The following is a 14,269-nucleotide window of genomic DNA, read 5'->3' as shown; positions in this document are numbered from 1 at the left end:
CATGGCATCCAAGAACACGGTCTTCGAGTACGCGCCGGCGCCCGAGTCGCGGGCGGTCGTCGACATCCGCGCCTCCTACGGGCTGTTCGTGAACGGCGAGTTCACCGACGGTCACGGCGAGCCGTTCAAGTCGATCAATCCGGCCGACGAGAGCGTGCTGGCCGACATCGCGTGCGCGGACGAGGCGGACGTCGACCGTGCCGTGTCGGCCGCGCGGACGGCGTTCGACACGGTGTGGGGGCCGATGCCCGGCCGCGAACGCGCCAAGTACCTGTACCGGATCGCCCGGATCATCCAGGAGCGCTCGCGGGAACTGGCGGTGCTGGAGTCCATCGACAACGGCAAGCCGATCCGCGAGTCGCGGGACGTGGACGTGCCGCTGGTGGCGGCGTGGTTCTTCTACTACGCCGGGTGGGCCGACAAGCTGAGCCACGCCGGGTTCGGCGCCGACCCCAGGCCGCTGGGCGTCGCGGGGCAGGTCATCCCCTGGAACTTCCCGCTGCTCATGCTGGCCTGGAAGATCGCCCCGGCGCTGGCGTGCGGCAACACCGTCGTGCTCAAGCCCGCCGAGACCACGCCGCTGACCGCGCTGCTGTTCGCCGACATCTGCCGCCAGGCCGAGCTGCCGCCGGGCGTCGTCAACATCATCACCGGAGCGGGGGAGACCGGCCGCGCCCTCGTCCGGCACCGGGGGATCGACAAGATCGCCTTCACCGGGTCCACCGAGGTCGGACGGCAGATCGCCCGCACCGTGGCCGGCACGGACACGAAGCTGACGCTCGAACTCGGCGGCAAGGCCGCCAACATCGTGTTCGACGACGCCGCACTCGACCAGGCCGTCGAGGGCATCGTGAACGGGATCTTCTTCAACCAGGGGCACGTGTGCTGCGCGGGATCGCGGCTGCTCGTCCAGGAGTCGGTCGCCGAGGACGTCCTGGAGCGCCTGAAGACCCGGATGGCGACGCTGCGGGTCGGGGATCCGCTGGACAAGAACACCGATGTCGGCGCGATCAACTCCGCCGCCCAGCTGGCGAAGATCAAGGAGATCTCCGCAGCGGGCGAGCAGGAGGGCGCGACGCGCTGGTCGCCGCCGTGCGACCTGCCCGCGCAGGGCTTCTGGTTCGCGCCGACGATCTTCACGGGCGTCGCCCAGTCGCACCGGATCGCGCGGGAGGAGATCTTCGGGCCGGTCCTGTCGGTGCTGACGTTCCGGACGCCGGAGGAGGCCGTCACCAAGGCCAACAACACCCCCTACGGGCTGTCGGCCGGGATCTGGACGGAGAAGGGCTCGCAGATCCTGTGGACGGCGCAGCGGCTGCGCGCCGGGGTCGTGTGGGCCAACACCTTCAACAAGTTCGACCCGGCGTCGCCGTTCGGCGGCTACAAGGTATCGGGGTTCGGCCGCGAGGGCGGACGCCACGGTCTGGAGGCGTACCTCAATGGCTGAAAAAGCAGGGACCGGCCGTCTCGCGGTCCGCAAGACCTACAAGCTGTTCATCGGCGGCGCGTTCCCCCGATCCGAATCCGGCAGGTCGTACGTGGTCACCGACGCCAAGGGCCGCTTCGCCGCCAACGCCTCCCAGGCGTCCCGCAAGGACGCCCGCGACGCCGTCGTAGCCGCGCGCAAGGCGTTCCCCGGCTGGTCGTCCCGCACCGCCTACAACCGCGCCCAGATCCTCTACCGCGTCGCCGAGATGCTGGAGGGGCGCCGCGACCAGTTCGTGGACGAGCTCCGCCGGACGGGCCTGACGAAACCGCAGGCCGCCGCCGAGGTGGACGCGGCCGTCGACCGGTGGGTGTGGTACGCGGGGTGGGCCGACAAGCTCGCCGCCGTCGCCGGTTCCGCCAATCCCGTGTCCGGGCCGTTCTTCAACTTCTCCACGCCCGAACCGACCGGTGTCGTCGCCGTCGTCGCGCCCGACTCGCCGCTGCTCGGCCTGGTCTCGGTGGCGGCGCCCGCGATCGTGTCCGGCAACACCGCCGTGGTCGTCGCGTCGGAACCGGCGCCGCTGCCGGCGATCACGCTGGCCGAGGTGCTCGCCACGTCCGACCTGCCCGGCGGGGTGGTCAACATCCTCACCGGGCACCGCACGGAGATCGCGCCGTGGCTGGCGAGCCACATGGACGTCAACGCCATCGACCTCGCCGGCGCCGCGCCCGAGGACGTCCCGGACCTCGAAGGCAAGGCCGCCGGGAACCTCAAGCGCGTCCTGCGCCCGGACGGCGCCGACTGGGCCGCCGAGCCCGGAACCGCCCGGATGACGGCGTTCCTGGAGACCAAGACCGTCTGGCATCCCGTGGGCGTCTGATCTGAAATGACGGTACGTGTGTAGAGGGTCACAAACTGTGGAATAGATCTCCCCGTAACTGATCATCACTGGGGGGAGATCAGTGCCTACCAAGACCGCGAAGAACGCGAAGAACGCGACAGCGAACAAGTCCAAGTCCACGACGGCCAGGAAGCCGGCGGCGAAGCGCACGCCGGCCGCGAAGTCGTCGTCCAAGACCACGGCAAGCCGTTCGACCGGAACCAGGACCGCGGCGGCGAAGAAGCCGGCGTCGTCCGCGCGGACGTCGTCGTCGACGGCCGCGACCCGCGTCACCAAGGCGGCGAGCCAGGCCAAGACGGCCGCCACGCAGATGAAGTCGGTGGCGACCAAGGCGTCCTCGTCGGCGAAGGCCATGACGGCGATGACCAAGGCGATGACCAGCGCGACCAAGGCGATGAGCGACGCCGCGAAGGCGATGGACGCCGCCGCGAAGGTCATCACCACGACGGCCAGGTCGACGGGAACCAAGAGCTCCGCGGCGAAGAGCACCGCGTCGAAGAGCACGGGGACGAAGAGCACGTCGAAGAGCACGGGGACGAAGAGCACGTCGAAGAGCACCGGGACGACGAGCACCGCGAGGACCGGGACGAAGAGCACCGCGAAGAAGAGCACGCCGTCCAAGTCCGGGACGACGCGGAAGACGTCGGCGGCGAGGAGCGGTTCCAAGTCGACGACGTCGGCCCGTGCGGGCTCCGCCAAGCCGACCACGGCGCGCAAGTCGTCCACGGCGTCGACATCGTCCGGGACCGCGAAGAAGCCGGCCGCGGCCCGCAAGCCGGCGGCGTCCCGGACGACCGCGGCCGCCAGGTCCGGCACGTCGCGCGGGTCCGGGATCTCGTCGACGCCCAAACCGAAGACGACCGGGTCCACGGCGGCCCGGAAGACGTCCGCCCGCCGCGCGATGGATGAGTCGAAGACGGCCGCCGCGCCCGCGTCGCCCATGGTCGAACCGAAGACCGGTTCGCTCCAGCACTCGACCCGGACCGACGGCGGGTTCCTCAGCGGACTCACCGAAACCGGCGACCGTGGCCGCTGACGGGCCGATGGACGACAAGGACATCCTCGCCCGCATCGACGAGTACGTCGGCGAAGAGCAGCGGCTCCGCGAGCGCTACCAGCGCGGCGACCTCGGGCGCGAGGAGGAGCACCGGCGGCTGGAAGGGCTGGAGGTCGCGCTCGACCAGTGCTGGGACCTGCTGCGCCGCCGCCGCGCCCGGCTGGAGGCCGGCGAGGACCCCGGCGGCGAGCGGGTCCGGCCACCGGACGAGGTCGAAGGCTACCTGCAGTGAACCCGGCCCGGACGCGGCGCGGGCCGCTGCGGTTCGGTGTGTCCCTCGCACCGGACGCGTCCGTCCCGCTGATCCGCACCGCACAGGACGCGGACCGGTTCGGCCTCGACCTCCTCGGCGTCCGCGACCAGCCGTACCGGCGTGACACGGCGGACGCGCCCGCGCTGATGGCGGCCGCGCTGGCCGTCACGTCCCGGATCCGGGTGCTGCCGGCGGTGGCGTGCCTGCCGCTGCGCCCGCCCGCCGCGCTCGCGAAGTCGATCGCGACGATGGACCTGCTCAGCGGCGGCCGCGTCGAACTCGGCCTCGGCGCGGGAACGTCCTGGGACGGCATCGAGGCGTACGGGGCGGGACGGCTCGGCGCCGCCGCGGCCCGCAAGGCCCTTGAGGAGGCCGTGCAGATCATCAGGCTGCACTGGAGCGACCAGAACGGGCTGCGTTTCGAGGGCGAGCACTACCGGTTCACGGCGGTGCAGAGCGGCCCCGCGCCCGCGCACCAGATCGGCATCTGGCTCGGCGTCACCGGCCCGCGCGGCCTCGACCTCGCCGGACGTGTCGCGGACGGCTGGATCGCGCCGTCGTCACTCGTCCCGCCGAGCCGTCTCGCGGACGGCCAGCGCCGCCTCGACGACGCCGCCGCACGGGCGGGCCGCGACCCCGCCGAGATCCGCCGCGTCTACGTCCTGGAGGGCTCGGTCGACGGGCGGGACTCGCGGGGCTTCCTGCACGGGCCGCCGCGCCAGTGGATCTACGAGCTGACGGAACTGGCCATCGGCCACGGCATCGACTCGTTCCTGTTCGGCGGCGACCCCGATCAACTCGCCGTGTTCGCCCTGGAGGTCGTCCCGGCCGTCCGCGAACAGGTCACCCGCGAAAGGGGCGGGGTCGCCGCCGCAGGCCGGGCCTGACTCCTACATCCGGTCGGGCGTGGGGACGCCGAGGAGGGCCAGGCCGGTGGTCAGGGTCCGCAGGGTCGCTGCGCACAGGGCCAGGCGGGACGCCTTCGCCGCCTCGTCCGGGGCCTTCAGCACCGGGCAGTTCTCGTAGAACGTCGTGTAGGCGTCCGCGACCGCGTAGACGTAGCTCGCGAGCCGGTGCGGCTCGGCGGTGTCGCCGGCCTGCTTCAGGACGGCGCCGAACCCGAGCAGCTCCAGCGCCAGCGCGCGTTCGGCGGGGTGGCCGAGGACGATCGGGCCGGTCGCGTCCTGCGGCTCCAGCCCGCCCTTCCGGAAGATCGACCGGATCCGCGCCGCCGCGTACTGCAGGTACGGGCCGGTCTTGCCGTGGAACGAGATCATCCGGTCGAAGTCGAAGATGTACTCGCTGTCGCGGGCGACCGACAGGTCGGCGTACTTCACCGCGCCGATGCCCACGTCCTGGACGATCGCGGCGCGGGTCGCGTCGTCGAACGGCTCGTCGTGCTGGATCTCGTCGAACACGGCGCCCGCGCGCTCGACGGCCTCGCCGAGGAGTTCGGAGAGCTTGACGGTGCCGCCGGCCCGGGTCCGCAGGATCTTGCCGTCGGTACCGAGGACGTTGCCGATCTGGGCGTGCTCGGCCTCGACGTCGCCGTTCAGCCAGCCCGCCATCCGCGACACGGCGAACACCATCTGGAAGTGCAGCGACTGCGGCGCGCCCACCACGTAGACCATCCGGTCGACGTGCTCGGTGTCGACGCGGTACCGGATCGTCGCGAGGTCGGTGGTGGAGTAGTTGTAGCCGCCGTCGCTCTTGCGGATGATCACGGGCAGCGGCTCGCCCTCGCGGCCGGTGAACCCGGGCGGGAACGCGCACAGCGCCCCCTCGCTGATCACCGCGATGCCCTTGTCCTCAAGCTCCTGGGCGGTCGGGGCGAGCAGGTCGTTGTAGTAGCTCTCGCCCTTGATGTCGTCGTCGGTGAGCGTCACGCCGAGCCGCCCGTAGACGGCGTTGAAGTACCGCTTGGACACGTCCACGAGGACCTGCCAGAGCCGCAGCGTCTCGGCGTCGCCCGCCTGGAGCGCCACGACCCGCCTGCGGGACCGGTCGGCGAACTCGGCGTCGCCGTCGAACTTCTCCCGCGCGGCCTGGTAGAACGCGGTCAGGTCGCTGACGGATGAGTCGTCCCGGGCGGCGGCGTCCTCGCCGAGGTCGATCAGGTGCTCGATCAGCATGCCGAACGGGGTGCCCCAGTCGCCGACGTGGTTGTCGCGCACGACGTCGTGGCCGAGGAACGCCAGGATCCGCGCGATCGCGTCCCCGACGATCGTGGTCCGCAGGTGCCCGACGTGCATCTCCTTCGCCACGTTCGGCGACGAGTACTCGACGACGATCTTCTGCGGCTTGTCCGCGGCGGGGACGGCGAGCCGTTCGTCCTCCAGGGCGTGCTGCGCCTCGGCGGCGATCCAGCCGTCGCTCAGCGTGAGGTTGATGAAGCCCGGCCCGCTGACCTGCACGTCCGACACGACGTCGCCGGTGTCGAGGTTCGCGACGATCTCCTGTGCCACGTCTCGCGGCTTGCGGCCCAGCTTCTTGGCCAGCGGCAGCGCCACGTTGGCCTGAAGGTCGGCGAACTGCGACGGCCGGATGACCGGGTCGGTGTCCGCGTGAGACGGCCCGAAGGCGGCGCTGAGCGCGGCCTGGACCCTGGCGGCGAGTACGAGTTGCGGATCGGGCATGCCACAAGGCTATCGGCGCGCCGCCCCCGCCCGGACACGGTTTTCCGGGGGCTACGGCGTGGTGGGCGGCTCTTTGCGATCGGGGACGGTGTCCCCGGCGGGCCCCTTGCCGGACGCGCGGGCCTCCAGGGCGCGCGAGGCGTTCTCGGCGGACTTGTCGGCGGGTTTGTCGGCCGGTTTGTCGGCGCCGTCGCGGTCGCCGTGCGTCCAGCGGCCGAACCGGGACGTGCGGGTCAGCGCGACCTGCTCGCGGATCCGCTCGACGATCCGCCCGGCGGCGAGCCGGTGCGCGAGTTCGCACGCCGACGTGATGGCGCGGGCGTTGGACGCGCCGTGCGCGGTGACGACCGTCCCGTTCAGCCCGAGCAGCACACCGCCGCCGTAGGTGTCGGGGTCGAGGCGGTCGCGCAGGTCCTGGAGGCGGCGGCGCTGCAGGAGCGCGCCCATCCGCCCGGCCGGGGTGGACGTCATCGCGTCGCGGACCTCCGCGAACGCCGTCCGGATCGTGCCCTCCATGGTCTTGAGGGCGATGTTGCCGGTGAACCCGTCCGCGACGACGACGTCCACCCGCCCGGTCAGAAGGTCGTGGCCCTCGACGTTCCCCGCGAACTCGATGCCGTGGCTGCCGCCGGCGAGCAGTTCGTGCGCCCGCTTGACCTGCTTGTTGCCCTTCCCGGGCTCGGCGCCGATGTTGAGGAGCCCGACGGACGGGCGGTCGAGACCCAGCAGGATCTGCGCGTACGCGGTGCCGAGCGCGGCGAACTGGACGAGCCCCTCCGGCTTGACGTCGGTGGTGGCGCCCGCGTCCAGCAGGATCGTCGGACGCGGCCGTGTCGGCAGCGCCACCGCGATCGCGGGGCGCATCACGCCCTGCTGGCCCTTCAGCCGCAGCCGCGACGTCGCGACGACCCCGGCGGTGCTGCCCGCCGACACCAGCGCCGACGCCCGGCCCTGCTTGATCAGATGGCAGGCGATCGCGATGGACGAGCGGGGCTTGCGCCAGCTCGCCAGCGCCCCCTCGCCCATGTCCAGGGCCTCGTCGGCGTGCACGATCGGGATCTTGCCGACGATGCCGTACCGGTCCAGCTCGCGGCGGATCCGCGAGGCCTGCCCCACCAGCACGAGCCGGATGTCGTGCTCGCGGACCGCGTCCACCGCCCCGGCGATGATCTCCCCCGGGGCATGGTCGCCGCCCATCGTGTCGACCGCGATCGGCAGCGGACGGACGGCCTGACGGTGACGCCTCGCCGGGCGCGACGGATCGCCAGTGCCGGACATGGCCGCTCCAGGAGGGTGAAAGGAAAAGCGGTGCGCCGCAAGAACGCAGCTCATCGCATCGTAGGACGTTCCTTCACCCGCCTTGGCGGCACCCGCCGGGAGTGGCGATCGTCACCCCGTACGGCGGCGGCGCCACCGGCCTCTCCGGGCGGTACGGCTAGCCTTCCTCGGCGTGGCAGTCGGCGCCCAGGCAGGACGCGTTCTCCACGACCGGGCGGCCGTCCACGAGGATCGTGTAGTGGCTCTCGGCCGTCTCCCGCTCACCGCTGCCGAGGACCTCGACCGGTTTCTTGTCCGACGTCGTGCCGGTACAGGACACGCGCAGGCTCTCCTTCGTCCAGCCGGGCAGGTCCTCGCACTTCAGCGGCGACGCCAGCGTCACGCCGCGCTCGTGCAGCTCGGCCGCCGCCGTCACCGGCAGCGCCTTGCGCAGCGCGGACTGGGTCTTGTACGTCAGCTCTTCGCGGCCGGACAGCAGCAGAAAGGCGCCGCCGCCCGCCACCGCGAGCACGAGCAGCGCGGCGGACCCCAGGATCAGGGCCTTCTTGCGGCCTATCTGCCGGATCTTGCTACGTATCTCCACGCTGACGGTGTCACCGACGGTAGGAGGGTGTATGCGCTTTGTGTTCGATCTTTTCGTTCCGTATGCGGATTCGTTGCCCTGCCGGGTTCTCAGCGGCAGCCGGCGCCGAGGCAGTCCTTGCGGACCACTTCACGTCCGCCGACGGTCACGACATAGGACTCGTGCGGACGGCCGGTGTCCGCGCGGTAGGCGACACCGGCCACGATGACCGGCTCGCCCGTCCAGGTGTGGGCGGTGCAGTTCACGCGCACGACGGAGTGCGCTCCGGTTTCGGGTGTCGTGCAGTCGGGACGTTCCCGCAGCTCGATGCCCTGGGCCTTCAACTCGTCCACGGTGCCGCCCGTGACGGCGTTGCGGTACGCCCCTTCGGAGATCCGCTGCGTCGTCTCGCAGCCCGACACCGCCAGGGCGAGCGGCACGGCCAGTACGGCTGCGAGGAGCCGATTCACGGCGCGTCTCCCACTGCGTCTCCCGCAGCGTCTTTCACCCTGGCCTCCGCCCGGCGCAGTTCGGCGACCGCGTCGGCGAGCACGTCCGGCCGGTCGAGCGGGACCATGTGCAGCGCGTCCGGCAGTTCGACACGGCTTCCGTGCGGGCTCATCGCGGCGAGCCGCGCGTGGCCCTCGGCCCACTCGTGCTTCTCGCCGGGGTCCGCCACGTCGCCGAGCGCGGTCACGACCACCAGCGGGACGGGCGGGAACGGACGGCGCTCGCGCAGCCGCGCCAGGTCGGCGGCCATCTCCCGGTAGGCCAGTTCCTCCGCGATGACCGTTCCGATCACGGTCCCGCGCCCGTACACGGACCGCACGACGTCGTCCGGGACGGCCTCGTCGCGGCGGCTGGTCTTCCTGAGGATCAGCCGGCGCCCGCACGGCCCGGCGACCTTGGCCAGGCGTGTCGCGCCGAGGACCACCCCGGTCGCCGCGGCCAGGGGGGTCAGCACGGCCGCCAGGCGGACGGCCGCGCGCGGGTCGCGCTCGTAGCTCGGATCGACCAGCACCATCCCCCTGACCAGGCCGGGACGGAGCCTGGCCAGCGCCTCGGCATGGAACGCGGCCATCGAGTGCGCGAGGACGATCACGGGCCGGCCGGCCCGCTCCGCCAGGGCCTCCAGGGTCGCGACGTCGCGCCGGAGCGTGGGCCGCGCGTTCCCGGCCGGGCTGAGGCCGAGCCCCGGACGGTCGAACACGGTCACCCGGTACTCGTCCCGCAGCAGCTCGGTGGTCGGGACCCAGTCGAACCAGGCGCCGCCCAGCCCGGCGGTCAGCAGCAGCGGAACGCCGTCCGCGGGCCCGGACTCGACCACGTGGACCTGTTCGCGGCCCACGTTCACGATCTCGCTCACAGGCGAGCCCCCTCTCCCGCCGCCGTGACGGCGCGTGCGGTGTGCGCCGCGTCCCGCCGGTCGGCGTGCAGGGCCCAGGCGATGACCAGCAGCCCCAGGCACAGGACGCAGATCTGGACGCGCTGGACGACCCCGAGCCACTGCCCCATGTACATGGCCGTCAGCGTGCACGCCGCCAGCACCGTCTGGACCAGTGCGAGCCGCCAGCCCCAGCGGGCCAGGGCCGGCCACCACCGGTACCGGCGTGCGGCCAGTGACAGCAGCAGGAGCGCCGCCAGCCAGCAGATGACCACGGCGCTGCTGGTGACCGCGTGGAGTTCGTGGGAGAGCGACACGTGCCCCGAACGCTCCCGCAGTGCGCACCAGGTGTCCATGCTGGGTGCGCAGTCCAGCGGGAAGGCCGCGTCTCCGATGGCGAACAAGCCGAACAGGCCGAGGAAGGTCCATCCGGCGGTGGCGAGGGGCCTGCGCGTGAGTTTGCGGAGCGTGCTGAGCGCCACCAGGATCGTCAGGACGCCGGTGACGAGGTCCCCGGCGCCGTAGATGTAGTGGAACGGCTGGTCGGCGGCCGACAGCTCGCTCACGTAGCCGTTGAAGAAGTCGAGGTCGGGGTTGAGCACGCTCCCCACCAGGAACGTCGCGTAGGCGATCGCCGCGACGACGGTCAGGACGATCACCGGGGCGGGCACGATGCCCGGCTCGTCACGCTCGCCGGAGTCCACCGGAGGCCTCCCGGAGTTCACCGTGCCCCCCTCCGCCGCCCGACCCTGCCGCCCGTCCAGTATTTCCGAACTCGGGGTGTGGTGTGACCCGGGGCGCGGTTCTGGCGCGAAACCGCTGGCAGCGCCGCGCCGGCGCCTGCCGCCGGTGCCGCTCGCCGGTCTTCACCGTTCGCTGACGGAAAAGTTGACTTGCCGTAGTCGTTGTACAAGGGACGGTAAGGTCAACGATGATGTCCAGGCGATTTGTCGGGATCGTCCTTGACCAGCTTTTTCCCCGCCACGTAGGGGGTATCAATTCGGCATTAACCCGTCCCAAACGGTTGAATGGGGGTGACCTGAGCAGTCTCGATCACGTTCCGTGACGACGCGCCGGGGGCGCACTTCCCCGCTGACAGCAAGGAGTACCAACACGTGACACTGGTGAACGACGCGGCGCCCGCAGTGCGGTCCACAGGTCGCAAGTTCCGCGCCTTCACGGCGAAGCACCTTGACGAGCTCACCGCTCGCGCGGGGCTGTCGCCCGCGCAGCGCCTCGCGACACGGGCGGTGGCCACGGTCCTGCCGTTCCGGACGAACGCGTACGTCATCGAGGAGCTCATCGACTGGTCGGCCGCGCCCGACGATCCGATCTACCGGCTGGTCTTCCCGCAGGAGGACATGCTCCCTCCCGAGGACGTCGCGCACCTGGCCGGCCTCCTGAGCCGCGAGGCCCCCAAGGCCGAGATCGAGGCCGCCGCCCACAAGGTGCGGATGAAGCTGAACCCGCACCCGGCCGGCCAGATGGAACTCAACATCCCGAGCTTCGGCGACGGGAAGATCCCGGGAATGCAGCACAAGTACGACGAGACCGTCCTGTACTTCCCCAAGCAGGGCCAGACCTGCCACGCGTACTGCACGTACTGCTTCCGCTGGGCCCAGTTCGTCGGCGAGGCCGACCTCAAGATGGCCGGCGACGACGTCACCGCCCTGCGCGACTACCTCGTCGCGCACCCCGAGGTGACCAGCGTCCTGTTCACCGGCGGCGACGCCATGATCATGGGCGAGACGGTCCTGCGCCGCTACGTCGAGCCGCTGCTGGAGCTCGACCAGCTGGAATCCATCCGGATCGGCACCAAGTCCCTGGCCTACTGGCCGCAGAAGTTCGTCACCGACCCCGATGCGGACGACATGCTCCGCCTGTTCGAGCAGGTCGTGGAGTCGGGCAAGAACCTGGCGTTCATGGCGCACTTCACCCACCCGCGCGAGCTGGAGCCGCTCATGGTCACCGAGGCGTGCCGCCGCATCCGCGACACCGGCGCGATCATCCGCACCCAGGCCCCGCTGATCCGGACGATCAACGACCGCGCCGCCGACTGGGAGAGCATGTGGCGCACCCAGACCCGGATGGGCCTCATCCCGTACTACATGTTCGTCGAGCGCGACACGGGCCCGCAGGACTACTTCGCCGTCCCGCTCGCCGAGGCGTACGGGATCTTCCGGGACGCCTACAAGAACGTCTCCGGCCTCGCCCGCACCGTCCGCGGCCCGTCCATGTCCGCGACACCGGGCAAGGTCTGCGTGGACGGCGTCGTCGACCTGGCCGGCGAGAAGGCGTTCGCGCTCCACCTCATCCAGTGCCGCGACGCCGAACTGGTCGGCAAGCCGTTCTACGCCAAGTACGACCCCAACGCGGTCTGGCTGGACGACCTGAAGCCGGCCTTCGCCGACCGCTTCCCCTGGCAGCGGTAACACCCGCCGTGGCGTGTCCGCCCACCCGGCGGACACGCCACACCTGCTCACCACCGGCCCGTCAGCGCAAGTGGCGCGTCAGGGCGAGGCAGGCGATCAGCGTCGCCGTACCGCACAGCACGATGACATGGGACGGGGCCAGGAACTCGCCGAGGGCGCCTGCCCCGCCGATCCCGGCGGCCTGGCCCGTCATGAGGCCGCTGTTCGACAGGCCCAGGGCCTGCCCGCGGATTCGCTCGGGCACCGCGTCCACCAGGCGCCGCTGGACGGTCAACTCGTAGCCGAGCCCGAACGTCCCCGCGGCCATCAGCGCGCAGGCCGCCGGCAGGCCGGGCTCGAACACGAACACCACCAGCGGCGCACCGGTCAGCGCGGCCAACGGCAGAGTGAGACGTTCGCGCGGGCCGGGGCGGATCAAGCGGCCCACAATGAGGTTCCCCGCGAACATCCCGGCCGCGGCGGCCGACAGCAGCAGCCCGGCCGCGTCCGGGTTCCCCAGACCGCCCGCGTACGGGACGGCCATCCCCTCCGCGCCGACCGAAAGGGAGATCGGCAGCCAGGCGGAGAGCAGCAGCCCGCGCGTGGTGCGCCCGCCCAGCAGCAGCCGGTTGACCCGCCACGTCTCGCGCGCCGCACCCGAGGACGTCTTCGCCGCGGCCGCCGGCGTGTCCGGGAGCCGGAAACGGGCGAGCACGGTGGCCAGGGCCGCGCCGCCCGCCGCCAGCCAGAGCGTCCCGGCCGGGCTGAGCGCCGCCAGCAGCAGGCCGCCCGCGGCCTGTCCCGCGATCTGGGCGCCCGCGCTCGTCATCGTGAACATCGACCGGCCGAGCACGTAGCCGTCGCCGGGCAGCAGGACCGGAAGCCGTGCCTGGACGGCCGCGCCCCCGACCGGCGCGAACAGCCCCACCGCGAACAGCAACGCCAGGATCGCCGGCACCGGGAACCCGCCCAGCGCGAGCACGGCCGTGACCGCGAAGCGCAGCAGATGGTAGCCGGTGAGGAGCCGCCGGGCGGGGACACGGTCGGCGAGCGAGAGCAGCAGCGCGCCGCCCACCACGTACGGCAGCATGCTCGCGGCGAAGACGAGCGCCGCCGCGGCCGGAGAGCCCGTCCGTTGGAAGGTCTGCACGGACAAGGCGATCGTGCGGATCGAGTCGCCGGCCACCTGCAGCGTCTGCAGGGAGAACAGCGTCCGGAACTCCGGGATCCCGAAAACGTCGCGGTACCGCGCGGAGTCGGAGGGGGAAGCGGTCACAAGGGAGACTCTGCGGCGATGGCTCCGGCCCGCGACAATGTTTCGGGGAGGAACGAAACATGTACCGGATCGAGGTCGGCCCAGAAGACATCGCCGCCTGCCGGTTCGGGATCGCGCCGCTGCTGGAGACCATGAACGCGCTCGGCCTGGCGGCGGGCCGGGTGCCGCCGGAGCCGTTGCGCCCATGGGTGGAGCGGGCGCGGCCCCGGTACCTGACGATCGCGGGCGACCCTGCCGTTCGGGCGCTGGTGTTCCTGCGCCGCCGCTTCGGGTACATGGCCGACTTCGTCGGCCCGCCGCCCGCCCGGCCGAACCTCACGGTCGCCGAGCAGCTCGCCACGATGCGGGCGACGCCACTCGACCAGGCACGACGGGAGGTCGCCCGCAATCTGAGGGGCCTGCCCGAGCCTGCCGCCGTCGTCCGGAACGTCCTGGACGCGACGGACATGGTCGAGCGCCTCGCCACCGGCCTGGAGACCGCCTGGCGCGCCCTGCTGGAGCCCGACTGGCCGGTGGTCCGGTCGATTCCGGAACGCGACATAGTCCACCGCGCCGGCCGGCTGGCCGCCTACGGCTGGGCAGAGGCGCTGGACGGTCTGTCACGTCAGGTGCGCTGGCGTGACGGCGTGATCGAGGTGGACATCGCCGGCGGCGGCGATGCCACCCGCCGGCTCGGCGGCGCCGGGCTGATGTTCGTGCCCGTCGTCTTCTCGGAACTCGGCCTCGCGGTCGAGCAGGGCTGGCCGTACACGCTGATGTACCGGGCCAGGGGAGTGGCGGCCCTGTGGGAGGGCCGGACGCCGCGCGACGAGGACGCCCTCGCCAAGCTGGTCGGCCGTACCCGGGCGGATCTGCTGCGCCTGCTCGCCGAACCCGCCACCACCACCTGGCTGAGCGCCCGGCTCCGGATGAGCGTCGGCGGGGTCGGGGACCACCTCGCGGTGCTGCGCGCGTCGGGCCTGGTCACCAGGGAGCGCACCGGCCGCTCCGTCCTCTACCGCCGCACGGCCGCCGGCGACGTCCTGACCGACACGCCCTGACGCCGGGGTCGCGCCCGTTCCGAACTCTGCCGAAGAAGGAAG

General features: G+C 72.0%; 13 protein-coding genes and 1 pseudogene. 7 read left to right on the top strand and 7 right to left on the bottom strand.

Going from position 1 to position 14,269, the window contains the following annotated elements; genetic code table 11:
• Position 1 precedes the first annotated feature (1 nt).
• From ACGFK0_RS29345 to ACGFK0_RS29325, 5 genes are all read left to right on the top strand, one after another.
• A complete protein-coding gene (locus ACGFK0_RS29345) occupies positions 2–1,447 on the top strand; it encodes an aldehyde dehydrogenase family protein (RefSeq protein WP_392910557.1) in 1,446 nt (481 codons plus the stop codon).
• The gene (locus ACGFK0_RS29340; protein WP_392910555.1) at positions 1,440–2,309 is read left to right on the top strand and encodes an aldehyde dehydrogenase family protein; all 870 of its coding nucleotides are present in this window, start codon (positions 1,440–1,442) and stop codon (positions 2,307–2,309) included. Before ACGFK0_RS29345 ends, ACGFK0_RS29340 begins: the two co-directional genes overlap by 8 nt.
• Positions 2,310–2,391: 82 nt before the next feature.
• Complete coding sequence (locus tag ACGFK0_RS29335; protein ID WP_392910552.1) at positions 2,392–3,366, top strand: hypothetical protein; 975 nt, start codon at positions 2,392–2,394, stop codon at positions 3,364–3,366.
• The gene (locus ACGFK0_RS29330) at positions 3,356–3,619 is read left to right on the top strand and encodes a DUF2630 family protein (RefSeq protein WP_392910550.1); all 264 of its coding nucleotides are present in this window, start codon (positions 3,356–3,358) and stop codon (positions 3,617–3,619) included. Before ACGFK0_RS29335 ends, ACGFK0_RS29330 begins: the two co-directional genes overlap by 11 nt.
• The gene (locus tag ACGFK0_RS29325) at positions 3,616–4,527 is read left to right on the top strand and encodes an LLM class flavin-dependent oxidoreductase (protein WP_392910548.1); all 912 of its coding nucleotides are present in this window, start codon (positions 3,616–3,618) and stop codon (positions 4,525–4,527) included. The genes ACGFK0_RS29330 and ACGFK0_RS29325 overlap by 4 nt, the downstream gene beginning before the upstream one ends.
• 3 nt (positions 4,528–4,530) lie before the next feature.
• On the opposite strand, the gene argS is transcribed toward ACGFK0_RS29325, so the two are convergent.
• From argS to ACGFK0_RS29295, 6 genes and pseudogenes are all read right to left on the bottom strand, one after another.
• A complete protein-coding gene (gene argS, locus ACGFK0_RS29320; RefSeq protein WP_392910546.1) occupies positions 4,531–6,276 on the bottom strand; it encodes an arginine--tRNA ligase in 1,746 nt (581 codons plus the stop codon).
• Between the two features lie 201 nt (positions 6,277–6,477).
• Positions 6,478–7,554, bottom strand: a pseudogene (gene plsX, locus ACGFK0_RS29315) (phosphate acyltransferase PlsX); the annotation flags it as partial.
• Positions 7,555–7,711: 157 nt separating this feature from the next.
• Positions 7,712–8,137, bottom strand: coding sequence for a hypothetical protein (locus ACGFK0_RS29310; protein ID WP_392910544.1), 426 nt, complete (start codon positions 8,135–8,137; stop codon positions 7,712–7,714).
• Positions 8,138–8,226: 89 nt separating this feature from the next.
• Positions 8,227–8,586, bottom strand: a complete 360-nt coding sequence (locus tag ACGFK0_RS29305; RefSeq protein WP_392910542.1) for a hypothetical protein — start codon at positions 8,584–8,586, stop codon at positions 8,227–8,229.
• On the bottom strand, positions 8,583–9,482 hold the full coding sequence (locus tag ACGFK0_RS29300; RefSeq protein ID WP_392910540.1) for an alpha/beta fold hydrolase: 900 nt from the start codon (positions 9,480–9,482) through the stop codon (positions 8,583–8,585). Before ACGFK0_RS29300 ends, ACGFK0_RS29305 begins: the two co-directional genes overlap by 4 nt.
• Entirely contained in the window at positions 9,479–10,204 is a 726-nt protein-coding gene (locus ACGFK0_RS29295) for a DUF998 domain-containing protein (protein WP_392910538.1), read from the bottom strand. The genes ACGFK0_RS29300 and ACGFK0_RS29295 overlap by 4 nt, the downstream gene beginning before the upstream one ends.
• Positions 10,205–10,615: 411 nt before the next feature.
• Here ACGFK0_RS29295 and ACGFK0_RS29290 point away from each other — a divergent pair, with 411 nt between their 5' ends.
• Positions 10,616–11,932 (top strand): KamA family radical SAM protein, encoded by a 1,317-nt coding sequence (locus ACGFK0_RS29290; protein WP_392910536.1) that lies wholly within the window; start codon positions 10,616–10,618, stop codon positions 11,930–11,932.
• A gap of 61 nt (positions 11,933–11,993) precedes the next feature.
• Here ACGFK0_RS29290 and ACGFK0_RS29285 read toward each other — a convergent pair whose 3' ends face one another.
• Positions 11,994–13,187 carry an MFS transporter gene (locus ACGFK0_RS29285; RefSeq protein WP_392910534.1) on the bottom strand — a complete coding sequence of 398 codons (1,194 nt, stop codon included), beginning with the start codon at positions 13,185–13,187 and terminating at the stop codon, positions 11,994–11,996.
• 59 nt (positions 13,188–13,246) lie between these two features.
• Here ACGFK0_RS29285 and ACGFK0_RS29280 point away from each other — a divergent pair, with 59 nt between their 5' ends.
• Positions 13,247–14,227, top strand: coding sequence for an ArsR/SmtB family transcription factor (locus ACGFK0_RS29280; RefSeq protein ID WP_392910531.1), 981 nt, complete (start codon positions 13,247–13,249; stop codon positions 14,225–14,227).
• Positions 14,228–14,269: the final 42 nt, after the last annotated feature.

Origin of the sequence: Spirillospora sp. NPDC048823 (assembly GCF_043198445.1) — a bacterium.
Lineage (GTDB): Bacteria > Actinomycetota > Actinomycetes > Streptosporangiales > Streptosporangiaceae > Spirillospora.
This window is presented reverse-complemented; position numbering and strand designations above follow the sequence as displayed.